Source organism: Burkholderia sp. 9120 (assembly GCF_000745015.1).
Classification (GTDB): Bacteria; Pseudomonadota; Gammaproteobacteria; order Burkholderiales; family Burkholderiaceae; genus Paraburkholderia.
The window spans coordinates 4,715,633-4,736,953 of sequence record NZ_JQNA01000002.1 but is presented as its reverse complement, the minus strand read 5'-3'; the positions used below and the strand labels follow the sequence as shown (position 1 = coordinate 4,736,953).

The 21,321-nt window shown below is 63.6% G+C and carries 18 protein-coding genes and 1 pseudogene; 13 read left to right on the top strand and 6 right to left on the bottom strand.

Translation table 11 applies throughout. The features are described from left to right. Positions 1 to 20: 20 nt before the first annotated feature. The 8 genes from FA94_RS29240 (at position 21) to FA94_RS29205 (ending at position 8,365) form a co-directional block, all read left to right on the top strand. Positions 21 to 1,550 (top strand): CoA-acylating methylmalonate-semialdehyde dehydrogenase, encoded by a 1,530-nt coding sequence (locus FA94_RS29240; RefSeq protein WP_035557946.1) that lies wholly within the window; start codon positions 21 to 23, stop codon positions 1,548 to 1,550. A gap of 46 nt (positions 1,551 to 1,596) precedes the next feature. Continuing rightward, positions 1,597 to 2,502: a 3-hydroxyisobutyrate dehydrogenase gene (gene mmsB, locus FA94_RS29235; protein ID WP_035557943.1), complete on the top strand. Its 906-nt coding sequence runs from the start codon at positions 1,597 to 1,599 to the stop codon at positions 2,500 to 2,502. After that, positions 2,499 to 3,326: an enoyl-CoA hydratase gene (locus FA94_RS29230; protein ID WP_035557940.1), complete on the top strand. Its 828-nt coding sequence runs from the start codon at positions 2,499 to 2,501 to the stop codon at positions 3,324 to 3,326. The genes mmsB and FA94_RS29230 overlap by 4 nt, the downstream gene beginning before the upstream one ends. Further along, positions 3,323 to 4,462 carry an enoyl-CoA hydratase/isomerase family protein gene (locus FA94_RS29225; RefSeq protein ID WP_035557936.1) on the top strand — a complete coding sequence of 380 codons (1,140 nt, stop codon included), beginning with the start codon at positions 3,323 to 3,325 and terminating at the stop codon, positions 4,460 to 4,462. The genes FA94_RS29230 and FA94_RS29225 overlap by 4 nt, the downstream gene beginning before the upstream one ends. A 309-nt stretch (positions 4,463 to 4,771) precedes the next feature. Continuing rightward, complete coding sequence (locus FA94_RS29220) at positions 4,772 to 6,349, top strand: helix-turn-helix transcriptional regulator (RefSeq protein ID WP_081936216.1); 1,578 nt, start codon at positions 4,772 to 4,774, stop codon at positions 6,347 to 6,349. Between the two features lie 259 nt (positions 6,350 to 6,608). Then, positions 6,609 to 6,791, top strand: a complete 183-nt coding sequence (locus tag FA94_RS29215; protein WP_035557932.1) for a CsbD family protein — start codon at positions 6,609 to 6,611, stop codon at positions 6,789 to 6,791. 90 nt (positions 6,792 to 6,881) lie between these two features. After that, positions 6,882 to 7,124, top strand: a complete 243-nt coding sequence (locus tag FA94_RS29210; RefSeq protein ID WP_035557929.1) for a CsbD family protein — start codon at positions 6,882 to 6,884, stop codon at positions 7,122 to 7,124. Positions 7,125 to 7,279: 155 nt separating this feature from the next. Continuing rightward, a complete protein-coding gene (locus FA94_RS29205) occupies positions 7,280 to 8,365 on the top strand; it encodes an AI-2E family transporter (protein ID WP_035557926.1) in 1,086 nt (361 codons plus the stop codon). Positions 8,366 to 8,456: 91 nt separating this feature from the next. On the opposite strand, the gene FA94_RS29200 is transcribed toward FA94_RS29205, so the two are convergent. The 4 genes and pseudogenes from FA94_RS29200 to FA94_RS29185 all read right to left on the bottom strand — a co-directional run bounded on the left by FA94_RS29200 (position 8,457) and on the right by FA94_RS29185 (position 13,302). After that, positions 8,457 to 9,713 (bottom strand): MFS transporter, encoded by a 1,257-nt coding sequence (locus FA94_RS29200; protein ID WP_035557924.1) that lies wholly within the window; start codon positions 9,711 to 9,713, stop codon positions 8,457 to 8,459. 87 nt (positions 9,714 to 9,800) lie between these two features. Next, on the bottom strand, positions 9,801 to 10,628 hold the full coding sequence (locus tag FA94_RS29195; protein ID WP_035557921.1) for a siderophore-interacting protein: 828 nt from the start codon (positions 10,626 to 10,628) through the stop codon (positions 9,801 to 9,803). Positions 10,629 to 10,844: 216 nt separating this feature from the next. Then, positions 10,845 to 11,669, bottom strand: a pseudogene (locus tag FA94_RS39605) (PadR family transcriptional regulator); the annotation flags it as partial. 718 nt (positions 11,670 to 12,387) lie between these two features. Then, positions 12,388 to 13,302: a glutaminase gene (locus FA94_RS29185; protein ID WP_035557919.1), complete on the bottom strand. Its 915-nt coding sequence runs from the start codon at positions 13,300 to 13,302 to the stop codon at positions 12,388 to 12,390. 157 nt (positions 13,303 to 13,459) lie between these two features. Between FA94_RS29185 and FA94_RS29180 the strand changes: the two genes are divergently transcribed. Continuing rightward, the gene (locus tag FA94_RS29180) at positions 13,460 to 14,218 is read left to right on the top strand and encodes an AraC family transcriptional regulator (protein ID WP_081936380.1); all 759 of its coding nucleotides are present in this window, start codon (positions 13,460 to 13,462) and stop codon (positions 14,216 to 14,218) included. Positions 14,219 to 14,229: 11 nt separating this feature from the next. On the opposite strand, the gene FA94_RS29175 is transcribed toward FA94_RS29180, so the two are convergent. Continuing rightward, positions 14,230 to 15,816, bottom strand: a complete 1,587-nt coding sequence (locus FA94_RS29175; RefSeq protein ID WP_035563375.1) for a DHA2 family efflux MFS transporter permease subunit — start codon at positions 15,814 to 15,816, stop codon at positions 14,230 to 14,232. 287 nt (positions 15,817 to 16,103) lie between these two features. On the opposite strand from FA94_RS29175, the gene FA94_RS29170 reads away from it, so the two are divergent. From FA94_RS29170 to FA94_RS29160, 3 genes are all read left to right on the top strand, one after another. Beyond that, positions 16,104 to 16,763: an alpha/beta hydrolase gene (locus FA94_RS29170; RefSeq protein ID WP_035557914.1), complete on the top strand. Its 660-nt coding sequence runs from the start codon at positions 16,104 to 16,106 to the stop codon at positions 16,761 to 16,763. A 191-nt stretch (positions 16,764 to 16,954) separates the two neighbouring features. After that, a complete protein-coding gene (locus FA94_RS29165) occupies positions 16,955 to 18,007 on the top strand; it encodes a rod shape-determining protein (protein WP_035557912.1) in 1,053 nt (350 codons plus the stop codon). Positions 18,008 to 18,312: 305 nt separating this feature from the next. Next, complete coding sequence (locus tag FA94_RS29160; protein ID WP_035557910.1) at positions 18,313 to 19,101, top strand: alpha/beta fold hydrolase; 789 nt, start codon at positions 18,313 to 18,315, stop codon at positions 19,099 to 19,101. Positions 19,102 to 19,125: 24 nt separating this feature from the next. Here FA94_RS29160 and FA94_RS29155 read toward each other — a convergent pair whose 3' ends face one another. Next, entirely contained in the window at positions 19,126 to 19,527 is a 402-nt protein-coding gene (locus tag FA94_RS29155) for a hypothetical protein (RefSeq protein ID WP_035557907.1), read from the bottom strand. Positions 19,528 to 19,946: 419 nt separating this feature from the next. On the opposite strand from FA94_RS29155, the gene gltA reads away from it, so the two are divergent. Beyond that, positions 19,947 to 21,245 carry a citrate synthase gene (gene gltA, locus FA94_RS29150; protein ID WP_035557905.1) on the top strand — a complete coding sequence of 433 codons (1,299 nt, stop codon included), beginning with the start codon at positions 19,947 to 19,949 and terminating at the stop codon, positions 21,243 to 21,245. The last annotated feature ends 76 nt before the right edge of the window (positions 21,246 to 21,321 follow it).

Sequence of the window (21,321 nt, the reverse complement as noted above, 5' to 3'; positions counted from 1 at the left end):
CACTGCACAGGAGTTTCAGCATGAACGCAATTGCTTCGAACCAGGCGGCGCACGAAGTGGCCACCGTCAAGTTGCTGATCAACGGCGAGTTCGTCGAATCGAAGACCACCGAATGGCGCGATATCGTCAACCCGGCCACGCAGGAAGTGCTGGCGCGCGTGCCGTTCGCCACCGCCGCGGAAGTGAACGAGGCGATCAGCTCCGCGCACGCCGCGTTCAAAACGTGGAAGGACACGCCGATCGGCGCCCGCATGCGCATCATGCTGAAGTACCAGGCGCTGATCCGCGAGAACATGCCGCGCATCGCGAAGACCTTGAGTGCCGAACAGGGCAAGACGATTCCGGATGCCGAAGGCGATATCTTCCGCGGTCTGGAAGTGGTCGAGCATGCGTGTTCGATCGGCACCTTGCAGCAGGGCGAATTTGCGGAAAACGTGGCGGGCGGCGTGGATACGTACACGCTGCGTCAGCCGATCGGCGTGTGCGCCGGTATCACGCCGTTCAATTTCCCCGCCATGATCCCGCTGTGGATGTTTCCGATGGCGATCGTCTGCGGCAACACCTTCGTGCTGAAGCCCTCCGAACAGGACCCGATGTCGACCATGCAACTGGTCGAACTCGCGCTCCAGGCCGGCATTCCGAAGGGCGTGCTGAACGTCGTGCACGGCGGCAAAGACGTAGTCGACGCGCTGTGCACGCATGAGCTGATCAAAGCGGTGTCGTTCGTCGGCTCGACGGCGGTCGGCACGCACGTGTATCGCCTGGGCAGCGAACACGGCAAACGCGTGCAATCGATGATGGGCGCGAAGAACCACGCCGTGGTGCTGCCCGACGCGAATCGCGAGCAGACCCTGAACGCGCTGGCCGGCGCCGGCTTCGGCGCGGCCGGGCAGCGTTGCATGGCGACCTCGGTTGTGGTGCTGGTGGGCGCGGCGCAGCAGTGGGTGCCGGAGATCGTCGCGAAGGCGAAAACGCTCAAGGTCAACGCGGGCAGCGAGCCGAATACGGATGTCGGCCCGGTGGTCTCGCGCGCGGCGAAGCAACGCGTTCTCGGCCTGATCGAAGCGGGCGTGAAAGAAGGCGCCACGCTCGCCCTCGACGGCCGCGACGTGAAGGTGCCGGGCTACGAGCAGGGCAATTTCATCGGCCCGACGGTGTTCACCGACGTCACAACCGAGATGCAGATTTACACGCAGGAAATCTTCGGACCGGTGCTGGTGATTCTGAATGCCGCCACGCTCGACGACGCAATCGCGCTCGTCAATCGCAACCCGTTCGGCAACGGCGTCGGCCTGTTCACGCAGAGCGGCGCGGCGGCGCGCAAGTTCCAGAGCGAGATCGATATCGGGCAGGTCGGCATCAACATTCCGATTCCGGTGCCGGTGCCGTTCTTCAGCTTTACCGGTTCGCGCGGCTCGAAACTCGGCGATCTCGGCCCGTACGGCAAACAGGTCGTGCAGTTTTACACGCAGACCAAGACCGTCACGGCCCGCTGGTTCGACGACGACACCGTCAACGACGGCGTCAACACGACCATCAGCCTGCGCTGAGCGCCTGGTTTAATCAGCGATCACGCGAACACACGGAGACGACATTATGAAAATAGCTTTCATCGGACTCGGCAACATGGGCGCGCCGATGGCGCACAACCTGCTCAAAGCCGGCCACGCGGTCAATGTGTTCGACCTCAACGCGCAGGCGGTGCAGGCGCTGGTCGACGCCGGCGCGAAAGCCGCCGCGTCGCCGCAAGCGGCGGTGACCGACATGGAATGCGTGATCACGATGTTGCCGGCCGCCGCGCATGTGCGCAGCGTGCTGACCGCGGCCGACGGCGTGTTCGCGGGCATCGCCAAAGGCGTGACGATCATCGATTCGAGCACGATCGATCCGGTCAGCGTGAAGGCCTTCGCCGAACTCGCGGCGCAGCACGGCAATGGGTTTGTCGATGCGCCCGTGTCGGGCGGCACCGGCGGCGCGGCGGCCGGCACGCTGACCTTCATGGTGGGCGGCAGCGCGAGCGCGTATGAGCAGGTCAAGCCGGTGCTGTCGGCCATGGGCAAGAACATCGTGCATTGCGGCGACACCGGCACCGGCCAGGTCGCGAAGATCTGCAACAACCTGGTGCTCGGCATCACGATGGCGGGCGTGGCCGAGGCGATGTCGCTCGGCGAAGCGCTCGGTATCGACGCGAAGGTGCTGGGCGGCATCATCAATACGTCGACGGGGCGCTGCTGGAGTTCGGACACGTATAACCCGATGCCGGGTGTGATCGAGACCGCGCCGTCCACGCGCGGTTATACGGGCGGTTTCGGCACCGATCTGATGCTCAAGGATCTGGGCCTCGCCACCGACGCCGCCCGAAGCGCGCGTCAGCCGGTGTATCTCGGCGCGCTTGCGCAGCAGCTTTATCAAACGATGAGCACGAAAGGCGCGGGACGTCTCGACTTTTCCGCCGTGATCAAGTTGTATCGCAACGACAGCAAGGACGGGGACGCGTCATGATCGAACTCGACTACGCGCACGACGGCGCCGTCGCGCTGCTGACGCTGAAGCGGCCGCCCGCCAACGCGTTTACGCCCGAGGGCTTGCTGCAATTGCAGCAGACGGTCGAGCGATTGAACGTCGAGGCGCGCGTGCGAGCCATCGTGATCACCGGCGACGGCCCCAGGTTTTTCAGCGCGGGTGCCGATCTGAACACCTTCGCCGACGGCGATCGCGAAGTCGCGCGCACTGCGGCGGCGCGCTTCGGCGCGGCGTTCGAAACCTTGCAGAACGCGCGCCCGGTGGTGATCGCGGCGATCAACGGCTACGCGATGGGCGGCGGACTCGAATGCGCGTTGGCGTGCGATATCCGCATCGCGGAACAGCACGCGTTGCTGGCGTTGCCCGAGACGGCGGTCGGCTTGCTGCCCTGCGGTTGCGGCACACAGACACTGCCTTGGCTGGTCGGCGAAGGCTGGGCCAAGCGGATGATCCTGACTGGCGAACGCGTCGACGCAGCGACCGCGTTGCGGATCGGTCTGGTCGAGGAAGTCGTCGAGAAAGGCGCCGCGCGCGAGGCCGCGCTGAGCATGGCGGCACGGGTCGCGAATCTGAGCCCGCAAGCGGTCGGCTTCAGCAAGACGTTGATTCATCAGGGACGCAACGGCGTGCCGCGCTCGGCGGCGTTGGCGCTGGAGCGCGAGCGTTTCGTCGATCTGTTCGACGGCGCCGATCAGCGCGAAGGAGTCAACGCGTTCCTCGAAAAACGCGCACCGCGTTGGGAGGTGGCGCAGGGGCAGCAGGGCGATCACTCTGCTCAGGCCGTGCAGGAGACGAATCGATGAGCGCCGTGCAAAGCGCCGCGCTCGACACGCAAGTCGAAGCGGAACGCGAGATTCTGTTTCGCGTCGTCAATCGCGTGGCGATCATCACACTGAACCGGCCGGCCGCGCTCAACGCGCTATCGCACGCCATGGTGCGCGAACTCGCGGTGCTGGTCGAACATTGCCGTAGCGACGACGGCATCGTCGCGCTCGTGCTGAAGGGCGCGGGCACCAAAGGCTTCTGCGCCGGCGGCGACGTGCGCGAAGTGCAAAAGCTGGCGAAGAATGCCGACAGCCGCTGGCTGGCGTTCTTCGTCGACGAATACCGGCTCGACTACGCGCTGCATACGTTCCCGAAGCCGGTGGTCGCGCTGCTCGACGGCGTGACGATGGGCGGCGGCATGGGGCTCGGCCAGGCGGCGCGGCTGCGTATCGTCACCGAGCGCAGCAAGATCGCGATGCCGGAGACGCGTATCGGCTTTCTGCCTGATGTCGGCGCGACGCACTTTCTGGGCGTGATGCCGCCGGAACTGGCGTTGTATGTCGGGCTGACCGGCGCGACGCTGTCCGGCGCGGATGCATTGCGCCTGCAACTCGCCGATCTGTGCGTGCCGGCCGAGTGGCTCGCTACCTTCGAAGAACGCCTGCAGCGCATGCCGCACGACGGCGATCTGCTCGCCGCGTTGCGCGGCGTGTTCGAACCGCCGTGCAACATCATTCCGCACGCGGCGGTAGGGCCGTTTACGCAACTGATCCTGCGGCACTTCGACCGGCGCTCGAGCATCGAACGCATGGTCGCGACATTGCGCCACGATCTGGAGCGCGAGCCGCCGCGCGAGGTCAGGCAATGGCTGCAGTCCACCTACGACGCGCTCGCCGGCCATTCGCCCACCATGCTGTACGTGACGCGTGAGGCGCTGTTGCGCGGCCGGCAGATGACGCTCGCCGAGTGCTTCCGGATGGAATTGGGCATCGTCAAACGCGTGATCGACGAGGGCGACTTCTGCGAGGGCGTGCGGGCCCAATTGATCGATAAGGACCGCAAGCCGCGCTGGGCGCCTGCCAAGCTGGCTGAAGTGCGGCCCGAGCGGGTCCGGCATTTTCTGGCTTCGCAGTGGAAGCGCGAGGCGCATCCACTGGTTGCGTTGGGGGCTTAGCGGAGCGCGATTTGACAAGGTTTGACGCGGCGCCGGTCAGCGCCGCGGAATGACGCGTGAATCCTTCTGACGGCGCTGCAATGGCGCCGTATTCGTACTTTCTACCGGTTCGTCCTGAAGTTTGCTCGTATCAGACCCGGAAAAAGCGTGAAGTTTGCCGGTTTGCCCACGCGACCGGCCTGTCTCCCCTGCATCTGGTGCACTTGCATCAGACCGCCTGGTGCATTGGCTATTGGCATAACGCCGCGATTTCGGCGATTCTGCGGTCTGGACAGGCTATCGCGCACGGTTCGCGCGCGCAAAATCATAATGACCGACACGACTTCCGCTGCACCGGCGTCACTGGTGCAATCTCCCGCTTCGGACGACGCCCCGCCGCCGGACGACAAAGTGCTGCGCTCGCAGACCGATCGTCGCCAGTTGCAGCAGATCATCACCGGGCTCACCGAGGGCGTGATTCTCGTCGAGCCGGATCAGACCATCGTTTGGGCCAATCAGGCGGCGCTGGAGATGCACGGCATCACCGAAGTCGCGCAACTGGGCGCCGATGTCACCGAGTACCGCGAACGCTTCCGGCTGCGCTACCGCAATAACCATCCGCTGCCGGAAGGCAGTTATCCGATCGAGCGCGTGGTTGCGGGCGAATGCTTTAGCGACGTAGTGGTCGAAGTTTTTCCCGCGCACGACGACGAAGTGAACTGGGTGCACCGCGTGCGCAGCCTCGTGCTGACCAATGCGCGCGGCGAGCCCGACTGTCTCGCGCTGATTCTGCACGATGCCAGCGAATGGGCGAGCGCCGAGAAGCGCTTCGAAAAGACCTTCAACGCGAATCCCGCGCCGGCCGTGATCTGCCGGCTGAGCGACCAGCGCTACATCAAGGTCAACCTCGGCTTTCTGGAGATGACCGGCTACGCGCGCGAGGACGTGATCGGCCGCTCGGTGTACGAGCTCGACGTGTTCGAAGGCGCTGATAAACGCGAGCTCGCGATCGAACGCCTCAGCGAGGGCGCGACCATTCCGCAGATGGAGGCGTTGCTGCGCCTGCCCGAAGGCGGCACCAAGTTCGTGGTGGTGGCCGGCCAGCCGATCGATATTGGCGAAGAGGCCTGCATGCTGTTCACGTTCATGGATCTGGAGCCGCGCAAACGCGCGGAAAGCGCGCTGCGCCAGAGCGAGGAACGCTTCGAGAAGTCGTTCAGGATGACGCCGGTATCCACCGCGCTATTCGTCGCCGACGACTACACCACGCTCGATATCAACGACGCGTTTACCGTGACCACCGGCTTCGGCTCCGAAGAATTGCTCGGCAAGCCGCTCGATCAGAGCCCGCTCTGGACCGACGACGCCTGCGCGCGGATCAGCGCGGCGCTGGTCGAATCCGGCAGTTTGCGCAACGTCGAATTTCTGGTGAAGAGCCATGGCGGCGAGACGCTGAATTGCCTCGTGTCGGCGGAAGCGGTCAGCATTCACGGCAAGGACTGCGTGTTGATGACCTTGCTCGATATCACCGAGCGCAAGCGCTCCGAAATGGAACTGGTGACCGCGATCGAAACCGTTATGCAGGACGCCTCGTGGTTCAGCCAGACCCTGATCGAAAAGCTCGTCAACGTGCGGCGCGCGAATGCGCCCGACGCGGGCGGCCATCTCGCCGATCTGACCGCCCGCGAGCGCGACGTGTTCGCCTGCCTGTGCGGCGGTCTCGCTGACAAGGAGATCGCGCGCGAATTGGGGTTGGCGCCGAACACGGTGCGTAACCACGTCGCCACGATCTACGCAAAGCTCGACGTGCATAGTCGCGGCGAGGCGATTGTGTGGGCGCAGACTCGCGGGCACTTTGGGCTCGCTCAGGGGAGTGCGCCGCGCAGAAAGGGTGCGAAGGGCGCGTGAGCGGGTTTCAGGCGTTTTTTTTGCCGGAGAAACGGTCCGGGAATGAATCGTGCTGCTGATGTTCGCCCTGGTCTGAAGTGGATCGGGTCGAAGTGGGGCGAATGGTCAGGCGGTGTAGGTGGAGACGGCTCGTAGGAGAGGCTCAAATGCACCAGACGATCACCTGCATTCGCGGCTGTCGTCTGGTGCATTGAGCCGGGACAATGAAATCCTGAGTCGGCAACTCGTTGGCAACTCAACTTTTTTCAAGGAAACCGTCATGGACAAGAATCGCGTAGAAGGTGCGGCAAAACAGGTCAAGGGCTCCGTGAAGGAAGCGATCGGCAAGGTCACGGGCAATCGCACGACGCAAGCCGAAGGCGCGGCGGAAAAGCTCGCCGGCAAGGTGCAATCGAAGGTCGGCGAGGCCGCGGACGCGGTGCGCGACCGCGTGAAGCGCTAGGCCGATATCGCACTACCGGCACATGAGGCCGTCATGGCCGGCCGCCTTCGGGCGCCGGCCGCTTGCTCACTCTATTCAAGGACAAACACGATGAATGCCAATCAGCTCGAAGGGACCGTGAAAGACGCGGCAGGCAAGGTGCAGGACGCGGTCGGCGGCCTCACCGGCGATATGGATTTGCAAGCCGAAGGCAAAGTCCGCCAACTGGCCGGCAAGGCGCAGGCGAAATACGGCGACAGCGTCGATCATGTCGCCGAAACTGCGCGCAACAATCCGATCGGCGCGCTGCTGATCGCGGTCGGCGTCGGTTTTCTGCTGGGCAAGCTGATGTGACGCTTGCGTGTGTCGCGCCGTCCGATGCGTTCGGCACCGGCCGCGCGGCACGCTTCGCTGTTTTAACCCCGCCGGTGCCTGATTGATCCGATGGTTGTCCGATGCTCCCGGCGCGTTCGAGGCGCCGGATCTCATCGTCTATTCGAGGAAGGTTCATGCTGGGATTCGACGTTTCCACGGCCAGAAAAGTCTGGACCGCGTTTCTGATCGCGCTGCTGCTGTTTGTTATCTATACCGCTTCGTCCGCTGTGCTGGTGGTCGTGTTCGCGGTCTTCTTCAGCTACCTGATTTACCCGATGGTCGATCTCGTCGAGCGGATCCGGCCGCGGCGCGTGCCGCGCGTGGCGTCGATCGCGCTGGTGTTCGTCGTGGTGGTCGCGGTGATCGCGGTGGTCGGCTCGATCTTCGGCGTTCAGTTGCAGGACCAGGCCTCCCATCTGTTCGCGCAACTGCCCGAGCTGATGAAGTCGGACGTGCCCAATCGTCTTCCGTTGCCGCATTTCCTTGAGCCGTTGCGCGAGCGGATCGTGGATTTCGTGCGCAGCCAGATCGAGACCGGTTCCGACAAGGCCGTGCCGATGGCGCGCAGCGTCGGCCTCGGCGTCGTGCATGCGGCAAGCAACCTGATTTATCTCGTGCTGATTCCGATTCTGAGCTTCCTGCTGATCAAGGAAGGCCCGCAAATGCGCGACGCGTGTCTCGCGTTGCTGACGGACCGGCATCGTGTTTTGTGGGCGGAGATCGTCACGGATCTGAACGTGCTGTTGTCGAAGTACGTGCGAGCGTTGCTGTTTCTGTCGCTGGCTACGTTGATCTGCTACGGCGTCGCGTTCTCGCTGCTCGGCGTGCCTTACGCGTTTCTGCTCGCGGTGAGCGCGGGTTTGCTGGAGTTCGTGCCGTTCGCCGGACCGCTAGGTGCGGTGGCGATCACGCTGGTGGTGGCGGTGTTCAGCGGCTATCCGCACCTGCTGTGGCTGGTGATTTTTATCGTGCTCTACCGGCTGTTCCAGGACTACGTGCTCAATCCTTATCTGATGAGCGAAGGGGTGGAGGTCAGCCCGTTTCTGGTGATTGTCGGCCTGCTGGCCGGCGATCAACTCGGCGGTGTGGCGGGAATCTTTCTCGCCGTGCCGGTGATCGCGATGCTGAAGATCATTATCGGCCGCGCCTGGGTTTTCTACTCGGCTTCGCGTGCCGAAGGCGAAGCGGCGCGGCGTGCGCTGACGGGTAAAACCGATTGACGATGTACGTGCGTCTCGTGGATTCTTCCGGGTGAGCGAGTCGCTCCACGCTTTGGATGCTTTGGACCAGAAACGCGGAGCGGCCAGTAGATCAGCTTTCTCCGATCGCGTCGACCGGCAACGCGCTGGGCGGCGGTGCATTATGTTTCGAGCCGTGCACGCGCGAGACCCAGAACAAACCGATCGACGCAATGGCTACCGCGACCACGCCCACGGTGCCGTATCCGTCGATCCGGCCGGTCGGCGAATTGCTCAACATCAAGCCGCCGAACCACGCGCCGCAGCCCATGCTCAGCGCCTGAATCGCGCTGTTCGCACTGAGGAACGCGCCGCGCCGCGCGGGCTCGGGCACGGTGGTCAACAGCGCCTGCATCGGCACCATCCGCCCGGACAGCAGGACCATGAAGAACGGGAAAAATAGCACCAAACCGTAGAACGGCAAATCCGGCAGATGCGTGACAAACAGCACGGGCAGGAACGACAGCACCGCCATGACCCGGAATACGCGCCGCGTGCCGTAGCGGTCCGCGAGACGGCCCACCCGGCGTGACGTGAAGAACGTCGCCGCGCCACCCGCCATGTACAGCCAGGACAACTGCTCGGGCGCTACACCGTGATTGGCGACCAGCACCGGCGAAATGAACGGAATCACCAGCATGTGCGAGACCATCATGACGAGGGTCAGCGCGAACGCGTTCAGGTGGCGTGGGTTGCTCAGGAGCCGCCACAGATCTGGCAGCACTTCGGCGAGCGGCGGCGGACGCCGGCTCAAATGCTCGGCAAGCGACGGCACCTGCTTCTGGGCGACCACCCAGACCACGACCGACAACACCACCAGCAGAAAGAACGGCGCGGCCCAACTGAAGTGCGCCCCCAGCATCACGCCGGCCGGCACGCCGGCAATCGCGGCGAGCGAGAAGGCCGTCATGATCGTGCCGGTCGCGGCGCCGCGGCGATTCACCGGAATCACGTCGCTGACGATCGCCATGATCACCGAGCCCAGTACGCCGCCGGTGAGGCCCGCAAAGGCCCGTGCCGCCAGCAGCAGCGGAAAGCTGCTCGCGAGCGCGCAGGCGAGGTTCGACAGCGCGAACAGCGCATACACGGTGAGCAGCAGGCGACGCCGGTCGAAGCGGTCGATATAGGTTGCCGCGAACAGCCCCGACAGACCCGAACACCACGAATACGCCGATACGGCCGTGGCGAATGCCGCCGGCGTGATCGCGAAGGTGTGCATGATCTGCGGGCCGAGCGGCATCATCACCATGAAGTCCATGATGATGGTGAACTGCGTCAGCGCGAGCAGCCAAAGCAGATGGCGCTCGTGTTTGCTGCTGATTGAATACATCGAATGATTCCTCGTTGTAGTTGTTGTTGTCCGACACGCGCCGCTCGATGCCGAAACGCCGTGCGAATTATCGCGCGGCGCTTTGGCTCAGTCATCAAGGTTTTCGTGAACCGCCACGGCGCCCTGTTTCCAGTAGCTGGCCGCGCGAATGCGCGATTTGTCGACGCCGCGTTCGGTGCACAGGTGATAGCGCACCGCGCGCATCGTCGCCGATTCGCCGGCGGCCCACACGTAGCCTTCGCCGTCTTCGGGCAGATAGATTTCGCGGACCGCTTGCAGCAGCGGCTCGCCGCGATAACCTGTTTCGTTGCGGTAGCACCAGACCAGATGCAGTTCGGCGCGGGTGGTGAACTCGATGCGCGCGGACGGATCGGCCACTTCGATGACGGCGGCGGCACGCGTGCCGGCCGGCAGTTCCTCCAGGCGGCGAGCGATGGCCGGCAAGGCGGTGTCGTCGCCGATCAGCAGATGCCAGTCGAAGCCGGTAGGAATCACCAGCGAACCGCGTGGCCCGCCGACGCCGAGATACTGGCCGACTTTGGCTTGCGCCGCCCACGTGGCGGCGGGGCCCGCTTCGTGCATCGCGAATTCGATGTCGAGCTCGCGCGCGTCGCGGTCGAAACGGCGCGGCGTGAAATCGCGCGCGGTCGGACGCGGCTGGCCGGCCGGGAACACCGGACCGTCGGGGCCGGCTTCCGGCAGCGCCGGTCGGTCCGCGCCGGGTTCGGGGAAAAACACCTTGATGTGGTCGTCGAACGAAGCGGAGACGAAGTCGTGCAGATCGTCGCCCGTGAAGGTGACGCGGATCAGGTGCGGGGTCAGCGCATTTACCTGCTTGACCTGCAGCAGACGGAACTTCAAGGGATGCCGTACGCGCTGGACTGTCAGGTCGGCTCGGTGATCATTGGTCAGCATAGAGGGTTGCTCCTGTGTCGACCCGGGTTAGCACTTCAGCGCTGCCTCGGGTCCCATGCAACCGGGTTGTATCGATTCGAATTAGCGTTTCAGCGCTCATTCGGTGCGATGCAACAGGGTTGCGGTGGGTCGGTTGACGCGAGAGCGCGCACGGGGGCGGCGGCTTCTCGCGGGGATCGCGGGGACAAGCGTATTGCGGGGACGGGCGGTGCGATCTCAAGAGGTGGGCTGTTCGCCGCTCTGCTCGTTGTTGTCGTTGCTGGGCTTGATGTCGCTTTCAATTTCTCTCGCCGCGCGCATCAGAATCACGGCGATGCGGCGCTGTTCGTCGGCCGACGCGTTGCCACGCAGCACCAGCATGTTCTTCAGCTTGCGCCGCGCTTCGGTCAGCTCGGGCAGCCAGCCGCCTTCGCTGATGTCGGCCGGTTCTTCGCCGGCAAACGCGCGACGCACCGAATCCATCTTGCGGGCGAAATGGCTCAGCTTCGCGAGCATCAGGTCGATGCGGTCGCGGTTGGCGGCCAGATAGTCGCGGCCCGTGTCCGACAATTCGTAGCGCTTGCGATTGCCTTCCAGTTGTACCGTCACGTAGCCGAGTTCTTCCAGATACGTGAGCGCCGGATAGACCATGCCGGGGCTCGGTGTGTAGAAGCCGTTCGAGCGCGTTTCGAGCGCTTTGATCAGCTCGTAGCCGTGGCTCGGCTGCGCTTCGATCAACGACATCAGCAGCAACTGCAGGTCGTCGGAGCTGAATTTGCGGCCGCGCGGGAAACCGTCGCCGTCGCCGCTGAAACCGCCGCCGCCACCTCCACCACCTCCGCCGAAGCGGCCGCCACGACCGCCGCCGCGATGCTCATGGTGGCCGCCGACGGCGTGCCACAACGCGTGGAGTGAGAGGCGGTCGTGGCCGCGGCGGCCGTGGGTGTGGCCGTGGGCGTGGCCGTGACCATGGGTGTGACCGCGACCGTGGGTTTCACTGCGCGACTCGTGGCGGTCGTGGCGGCCGTGGCCTTCATCAGCATAGGCGTGATGGCCACGATGGCTGCGTTCGTCGCGATGAAACTCGTGATGACGCCCATGGCTTTCGGCATCGCGTTGAAACTCGTGCCGCTCGCCGCGCTCGCCGCGCTCGCCGTGGCGGCGTTCGACGCCTTCGCGACGTTCACCGCGATACTCAGGGTGCTGGCGGGTGAACGCGTGCCACAGCGCATGCAGCGACGCACGTTCAGGGCCGGTATGGATGCTGTCGTCCGCGCTGCGCGAACGGGAAAAACGGTGATGATGACGCATCTTGGGCGCTCCGTTTGTGTCTTAAGATGCATCGTAAGATATATATCTAAAGATAGTTTGTCAAACATCTTTTTTGCGATATGACCGTTCGCCGCTCCGGTCACATGACGAAATGTCATTGAAAAGGCGGCACTTATGCGTCGAAAAATCGCTTAGGCGGTCTGGAATGCTTGCTTGGGTGGTATCGACAAATTCAGGGGCAACGAACGTGTTCGTGGTAAGCGGCGGGAGCGAGGCAGGGCAGGTCGACGGCGCGCGTGCTACTGGACGCCAGGTAGCAAAGCCGGCACGTCATTTAGACAATAGATGGATTCAACTCGGGTTACACCGAGTTCGAGGACGACATGAACGAACGCGAGGGGATCGGAGGATGTTGGCGGAACGGGTGAAGCGCGCCAGATAAAACAGCGAACGCCACAGCGTGTTGCGTGATGGCGAAGCCGATCACGCCCCACGCAGTCGATAAAAATCAAAAAATCGACTGCCCCGTAAACGTGGTCAACCACTCAAGCGCCAGCACCCCCGCCAGCGAATTCCCATTGCTATCCAACCCTGGCGACCACACGCACACCGCCATCTCGCCCGGCAGCACCGCCACGATCCCGCCGCCTACGCCACTTTTCGCCGGCAAGCCGACCCGATAGACGAAATCGCCCGCCGCGTCATAGGTGCCGCACGTCAGCATCAACGCGGAAAGCCGCTTGGCCGAACTGGTATCCAGAATCCGCTCGCCAGTAGCCGGCACCACGCCATGATTAGTCAGGAACAGCGCCGCTTTCGCGAGCTCGACGCAACTCATCGAGATCGCGCATTGACGGCAGTAAGCGTCGACCACCACCTCCGGCGGCATCTCCATGTTGCCGAAGCTCGCCATGAAATGCGCCATCGCGCGGTTGCGGTGCGCGTGCTGCAATTCCGATTGCGCGACGCGCGAATCGTAGTCGATGCCGGTTTCGCCGGTCAGCCGTCGCATGAATTCGACCAGCGCGGTTTCGGCCTGCACGAAACGGCGGCACAACACGTCGGTCACGACCAGGGCGCCAGCGTTGATGAACGGATTGCGCGGTTTGCCTTGCTCGGCTTCGAGCTGCACCAGCGAGTTGAATGCGTTGCCGGACGGCTCGCGTCCCACGCGCTGCCAGAGCGCGTCGCCGAGTAGCCGGAACGCCATCGTGCAGGCGAACAGCTTGGAGATGCTTTGAATCGAAAAGCGCGTGTCGGCTTCGCCGGTGCGGAACACGTCGCCCGACGTCGTCACGATCGCCATACCGAAGCTGTCGGCGCGGACGTTGGCGAGTTCGGGAATGTAATCGGCGACCTTGCCGGTGCCCAGATAAGGCTGCAGATCGCGGTGAATCTGTTCGAGGATGGATGCGTAGTTCATTGGGCTCGGACCGTTGAAGCCGCGATTCTACTGGCAAGGGCGCCCAAGTGGGACCTGCGTGGAAGGCGCGGCCAGGTCGCAAACGCGTAGGGTAGGCCGTCGCACGGCTTATGCTAATCTTGCTGCCTTTCCGCCCATAACCGGGCAAAACGGACGCCTGATGGAAGCTTTCGATCCAGACCTCGTCGAGCCGACGCCATTCGTGGTCAGCGAGCGCCATGACGCGCTGGATGAACCCTGGCGGGCGTATCGGCGCGCGCGGTTGATTCACGTCAGCGCAGGCGTGCTGACGGTGCGCACGGAAACGGGACGTTGGGTGGCGCCGCCCGGCCACGCGGTGTGGATGATGCCCGACGTGATGCACCGCCTGTCCGCCAGCCGTCCGGTTCAGTTTGTTTCGCTGTACGCCGGCAAAGACGCCGCGCCGCTACCGTCGCAAAGCGGCGCGATCGCGCCTGATCGATTGGTGGAAGCTTTATTGACCGCCGCCGCGGAACTGCACTACGACCAACCCTACGATGAGCCCGCCAAACGCCTTCTGCAAGTGCTGCTGGATCGCCTCGCGCGCGTGCCCGCCGCGCCGCTCGGGTTGAACTGGCCGCGCGATCCGCGCATCCGGCAGATTGCCGACGCGTTGAACGCCGACCCGACAGTGTCGGCGGTACTCGACGAGTTAGCCGCGAGCGCGGGCGTGACCGCGCGCACGGCGGCGCGTCTGTTCGTCAAGGAAACGGGCCAGACCTTCGGTCAGTGGCGTCAGCAGTTGCGCTTGCTGGTCGCGCTGGAACATCTCGGCGCCGGTGCGAGCGTCACGCAGGTAGCGCTCGATGTGGGCTATCAGGACGTGTCGTCGTTTATCGCGGTGTTCCGCGATGTTTTCGGCGACACGCCGGCGCGTTATTTCCGCTCGGGTTGACGCTCACACCCTCAATGCGCGCCCGCCGCATCCGCACCGCCGCCACCCTTGGCCGGCCGCGTGATCCAGATCAGCGGAATGATCAGAATGAAGATCACCGCCGACACGAAGAAAATATCGTTCAGGCCCATCATCGCCGCTTGCGTGTTGACGGTGAAATCGAACAGCGCATGCGCCGATTGCGTATTCAGATGCAGTAGCGTCTGCGTGGATTCGATCTGCTGATTGAACACCGGGTTGGTGACGGATGCCTGCTCGGTGAGCCGTTCATGATGCAGCACCGTGCGGTTGTTCCACTCGTTGCCCGCGATCGACGTCCCCACCGCACCGCAAAACACCCGCGCAAAGTTCGACAAACCCGCGGCAGCCGGAATTTTGCTGGGTGGCTGGCCGGACAGAATGATCGACGTCAGCGGCACGAAGAACAGCGCCATCGGAATGCCTTGCAGCAGCGTGGGCAGCACCAGGTGCCACGTATCGATTTCGACCACGTATTTTGAGCGCATGTAAAACACGATCGCAAAACCGATAAACGCCAGCGTGGCGATCACGCGCGCGTCCGAGCGCGGCAGCACACGGCCCATGACCGGCGCGAGCAGCACCGCGAATATGCCGAGCGGCGCGGTGACGAGGCCGGCATCCACCGAGCGGTAGTTCAGGTACTCCTGCATCCATTGCGGCAGCAGCACGAGATTGCCGAAGAACACACCATACGCGACCGAAATCGCAATCGTGCCGCCGAGAAAATTGCGCTGCTGAAATAGCCTCAGGTCGACGATCGGATGTTCTTCGGTCAATTCCCACACGAGGAAGAACGCGAAACTGATCAGCGCGGTAATGCCGAGAATCACGATCACCGGCGACGAAAACCAGTCGAGGTCCTTGCCTTTGTCGAGCATGATCTGCAGCGACGCGACCCAGGTGATCAGCAGGCCGAGCCCCACCACGTCGATAGGCGGCTTGCGGGTGGGCGACTCGCGCGTGCGATAAATCATCCACGTCACGCCGGCCGCAAAGATGCCGACCGGAATGTTGATATAGAAGATCCACGACCAGCTATAACTGTCCGTGATCCAGCCGCCAAGCGCCGGGCCCGCGATCGGGCCGACGGTCGCGGTCATCGCCCATAGCGCGAGCGCGGTCGACGATTTCTCCTTCGGATACGAGCCGAGCAGAATGGCTTGCGACAACGGAATCAACGGGCCGGCCACCGCGCCCTGGAAGATCCGCGCGAGCAGCAGGATAGGCAGCGTCGGCGCAATGCCGCACAACCACGAAGCGAGCACGAACGCCAGAATCGCGCCGACAAAAAGCTTCACCTGGCCGATGCGCTGCGTGAGCCAGCCGGTCAGCGGAATCGACACGGCGTTAGCCGCCGCGAACACGGTGATGACCCAAGTGCCTTCATCGACCGAGACACCGAGGTTGCCGGAGATGGTTGGGATCGCAACGTTCGCGATCGACGTGTCGAGCACGTTCATGAACGTGGCGAGCGCGACGGCGATGGTCGCCAGCACGAGTCGGCCACCTTGAAGTGGCGGTGGCGGTGCGGGCGGTGGCGGTGACGCCGAGGCAGGCGCGGACGAGGGCTGGCTCAACGGATTCTCCAGATCGGGATGCGGCGACGGGGCCGCTGATGGCCTGCCGCTGATGGCCTGCCACGCCCGCGCGGCTGGCGCCGCGGCGAGACGGCCGGATGCTCGCAAAAGCATACCCGCAATCACGCCCGGGCGTCGTCGAACTCCGCAGACAGGGCGGCGGAAACAAAGCGGGCAGCGTATGCTCGCGGCTGAAGCCGTACGGGCACATGGCGGCAGGCTGCCAGGCAAGGCCGTCGCGTGCGGAACCACACAACACGAAACATCAGCGAAACAAGGGATCAGATATGGCCTGGGAGCAATTCGAACACGGCTGGCGGCGCGCACCGGCAACGGCGCCGGCCAAAGGTCTCGTCGTGCTGTTGCACGGCGTCGGTAGCAACGCGCGCGATCTGATGCCGCTTGCGGACATCTGGAGCGAGAGTCTGCCGGACGTCGCGTTCACGTCGCTCGACGGCACCGACGCATTCGACGGCGGCTTCGGCGGCCGCCAATGGTTCAGCCTGCGCGAGGTCAACGAAGGCAACCGCGAAGCACGCGTCGCCGCCGCCTATCCGGCACTGCGCACCGTGCTCGACGCGGAACTCGCGCACTGGCGCGTAGCTTTCGACCGGCTTGCACTGGTGGGTTTCTCGCAAGGCTCGATCATGGCGATGCATCACGTGGCGACCAGCGCGGAGGGCGCGGCCGGCGTGGTTGCGTATTCGGGGCGGCTCGCGTCGGTGGTCACGGTGCACAACGGCACGCCGCTCACGCTGATCCACGGCGAAGACGACGAAGTGATCCCGGTGCAGGAACTGGAATACGCCGCCGACACCTTCAGCAACGCCGGTTATACGGTCGACGCCTACGCGCTGCCAGGCATTGGTCATACGATCAATGCCGACGGCGTCGCGCTCGGCCAGGAAGCGCTGGAGCACGCATTGGGCGCTTTGTCGCGCGGCTGACACGGCCCCGATTGAAAAGTGGCCCTAAAGATTTCGATCTGCTTGCCGTTAATAGCTCATTAGCATGAAAATCACCCCCGCCGCGCGGACCGCGTTACGTCCTGCTGGGCGTGCCACGCGGCTCGGGTGACCGGGGGCGCACTTTTCAGACTGCCCGGTATGGGCGGATAACGACACAACAGAGCCTTCTTATGGCCAAACCGACGCCGCATTACCCGCTTTTCGATCGCCTGTTCCGTCATGCCGTGGCGGTGGACCTCGGCACGGCCAATACCCTGATCTATACCGACGACGGCGGCATCGTGCTGAATCAGCCGTCCGTGGTCTGCTTCGAGAAACAGCCTGCTTCCGGGGCGCAACGCGTCGCCGCGGTCGGCACTCAGGCGCGTCAACTGCTCGGCCGCGCGCCGCGCAACCTCGAAGCGGTACGGCCGATGCGCCACGGCGTGATCGCCAACTTCTCCGCCGCCGAACACATGATTCGCCAATTCGTCGACATGGCGCGGCCACGGCCGCTGTTCAGCCGCCGCGCCGCGTTCACGCTGTGCGTGCCGGCCGGCGCGACCCAGGTCGAACGTCGCGCGATCAAGGAAGCAGCGGTTGCGGCGGGCGCGTGGAAGGTGAGCCTGATCGGCGAATCGCTGGCGTCGGCGGTCGGCGCGGGCTTGCCGGTGTCGGAGGCGACCGGTTCGATGGTGGTGGATATCGGCGGCGGGACCACCGAAGTCGGGGTGATCGCGCTCGGCGGCATGGCGTACAACGGCTCGATTCGCGTCGGCGGCGACAGCTTCGACATGGCGATCATCAGTTACGTGCGCAATCTGTACGGCGTGCTGCTCGGTGAGCAGACCGCTGAGCATGTCAAGAAGAGTATCGGTTCGGCCATCCGCGACGTGCCGGCCGAACATATGAACGCGACCGGTCGCAGTGTCGACGACGGTTTGCCGCGCACGGTCCAGTTGAGCAACCACGATATCGCCGATGCGATCGAAGGCCCGCTGCGCCAGGTGATCGGCGCGGTGAAGCGCGGCCTCGAACAGGCGCCGGCCGAACTGGTGACCGACATCGCGAACAACGGCATCGTGCTGACCGGCGGCGGCGCGCTGCTGAGCAATCTGAGTCGCCGCCTGACGAATGAAATCGGACTCGAGGTGCGCGTCGCCGACGAACCGCTCACCTGCGCAGTACGTGGCGCGGGCGCGGCGGCGAGCGCCGGTTTGCTCGACGATCTCGCGTACGAATGAGCCGGCGCGGGCCCGCCCGCGTCGTTGCCATCGCGATTGCCGGTGGCGCAATCCGGACCCCACGCTGAGTGCAGCACCGCTGCATCGCGTTGAACACCTGCCACGCGGTTCGAGTGGCTGTGTGACAATACGCCACGCGTCCCACTTGCAGGGACGCGGACTCGCTTTTTCTTTCAATTCAATTTCAAGCCGGTAACGCTGAATCCACGCGTCGCCGCGCTGTCCGTGAACCACCCGTGAATCAATCTGTTTCCGCTTCGTCCCCGTCGTCGTCTTCCTTTGTCGAACTCCAAAGCGGTTTGCGCATGCCTTACGTCGAAGCCGGCGAAGGCGAGTTGCTGCTGTTCGTGCATGGCTCGCTGTGCGATCTCCGTTACTGGCAACCGCAACTCGCGGGACTGTCGAAGCATTACCGCTGCGTCGCGGTGAGTCTCACGCATTACTGGCCAGTGACCGATACCGAACCCGACTTGCCGTTCAGCTGGAGCGAACATGCGGACGAAGTCGCTGAATTCATCGACCGTTTCGGCATGGGGCCCGCGCACGTGGTGGGGCATTCGCGCGGCGGCTGCGTGGCCTACCATTTCGCGCGACGTCACCCTGGGCGAGTGCGCACTTTGACGCTCGCCGATCCGGGCGGTCCGCTGCAGATTGCCGGGCGTCCGCCCGCGAGCTTGCCGGAAATGGTCAACGCGTTACGCGCCAAAGCCGCGCAATTGATTGAAACGGGGGAAGTGGAAGCCGGCTTGCAACTGTTCGTCGACTCGGTGAGCCGACCTGGCTTCTGGGCGATGAGCACGCCGGGTTTCCGGCAGATGGCGACCGACAACGCGCACACGCTCGCGCGTCAATTCCGCGATCCGTTGCCGGCGTATGTGCGCGACGAAGCCACTGAAATTCGCTGCCCGGTCTTGCTGATCGATGGCGAAAAGAGCCCGCTGATGTTCCGCCGGGCCGCCGACGCATTACAGGAATGGTTGCCGGATGCGCGCCGCGAGACGGTGCGCGGCGCGTCGCATGGGATGAACCTGGCGCATCCGTCCGCGTTCAATCGCTATGTGCACGAGTTTATCGGTGCGATCAACGCGGGTTGAACGCGCGGCAAGCCTGCAAAAAACTCAAGCTTTGCGATGGGCGTCTTTGTCGAGCGCGAGTTCCGCCGCTTCGCCAACCAGACCGTGGTAGTACAGATGCACGCCGATCGCGAGCGAGTCGTTGCGGATTTCGTGGAACGCTTTCCACGCTTTCACCGGGTCTTTGAACAGCAGATAGTGCGCTTCCTGCGCGATCAGATCCGCGACTTCGTGCAGGCCGTGGCCGTGCAACACGTCGACGAGCGCGTCGAGGCTGCGATGGGTGCGTGCGTCGGTGCGCGGGTAGAGCATGTGCAGTACCGCTACATCTTGCGTCTTCAGCGCTGCTGACAACGCGACCACGATGTCCTGATGATTCAGCGCAGTGACGATGTTGTCTTCGTTGTGGACATGGTCCGGAAACAGCGTTTCGAGAGAGGCGTTCATCGGGTCCTTCCTTTGTTCTGGCCGATTAAAAAGGCCCGCCGTCAACCGGCGGGCCAAAGACAGCATGTGTTCGCAGGGGAAGCAAAACACGAAGCCAGTATCGCAGATGGATTCCGCCCGCGCAGCTTGACTACCGCAAAACATTGTTGCAACGAGCGCGCTAGCTTTCATTTCAGCGGCGCTTGTAAATAGTTGCACGACGCGTTTTCGCGCAGCCTGCCGGCGTGCGTTTCAGCGCCGTCCGCGGCAACGAATGTTGCGCCAGTCGAGATGGATTGTTGCGGCCAATCGTCGCAATGAAGGCCCCTCTGGACCTTAGAATGCGAAGCGGAGCCTGAGCATGCCAACCCGGTCATAGCACGCTGTGACGATCGAGCATGCCGGCACGTGTGCGATGTGACAGTAAAAGGAACGTGTAGATGAACTCGAAGACACACGCAACGCTGAGCTTTTCCGACAGCGACCAGACTATCGATCTGCCGATCTATCAAGGCTCGCTCGGGCCGGACGTAATCGACATCCGCAAGCTTTACGGCCAGACCGGCAAGTTCACGTACGACCCGGGCTTCATGTCGACGGCGGCCTGCAATTCGGAAATCACGTATATCGACGGTGACAAGGGCGAGCTGCTGTATCGCGGTTATCCGATCGACAATCTGGCGCAAAACGCCGACTTCCTCGAAACCTGCTATCTGCTGCTGAAAGGCGAATTGCCCACCGCGCAGCAGAAGGAAGAGTTCGTCGAGACCGTCACGCAGCACACGATGGTGCATGACCAGATGCATTTCTTCTTCCGCGGCTTCCGTCGCGACGCGCACCCGATGGCGATTCTGGTAGCGGCCGTCGGCGCGCTGTCGGCGTTCTATCACGACTCGCTCGATATCAACAATCCGCTGCATCGTGACATTTCCGCGGTTCGCATGATCGCGAAGCTGCCCACGCTGGTGGCGATGGCGTACAAGTACACCGTCGGTCAGCCGTTCGTTTATCCGAAGAACGAGCTGTCGTACAGCGCGAATTTCATGCGCATGATGTTCGCCAATCCGGCCGAAGAGTACGAGGTCAACGACGTGCTGGTGCGCGCGCTCGACCGTATCCTGATCCTCCACGCGGACCACGAACAGAACGCGTCGACCTCGACCGTGCGTCTGGCTGGTTCGTCGGGCGCGAATCCGTTCGCGTGTATCGCGGCCGGTATCGCGTGTTTGTGGGGGCCGGCACACGGCGGCGCGAACGAAGCCGCGCTGAACATGCTGGAAGAAATCGGCTCGGTCGAGAACATTCCCGAATTCATCGCGAAGGTGAAGGACAAGAACTCCGGCGTGAAGCTGATGGGTTTCGGTCACCGCGTCTACAAGAACTACGATCCGCGCGCCAAGCTGATGCGCGAAACCTGCTACGAAGTGCTGGAAGAACTGGGCCTGCACGACGACCCGCTGTTCAAGCTGGCCATGGCGCTGGAAAAGATCGCCCTGGAAGACGACTACTTCGTGTCGCGCAAGCTGTACCCGAACGTCGACTTTTACTCGGGTATCGTGCAGCGCGCGCTGGGTATTCCGACCGCGATGTTCACGTGCATCTTCGCGATGGCGCGTACGGTCGGCTGGATTGCGCAGTGGAACGAAATGATCGCCGATCCGGAACAGAAGATCGGTCGTCCGCGTCAGCTGTTCGTGGGCGAGACGCAACGTGAAGCGAAGCCGCTGGCACAGCGGTAAAGCAATCGTGTGGTGCATGACGATTGGCTGAAACAATTACTTCCGTTCACCGGAAGTAAGCCGATGAAAGGCGCGA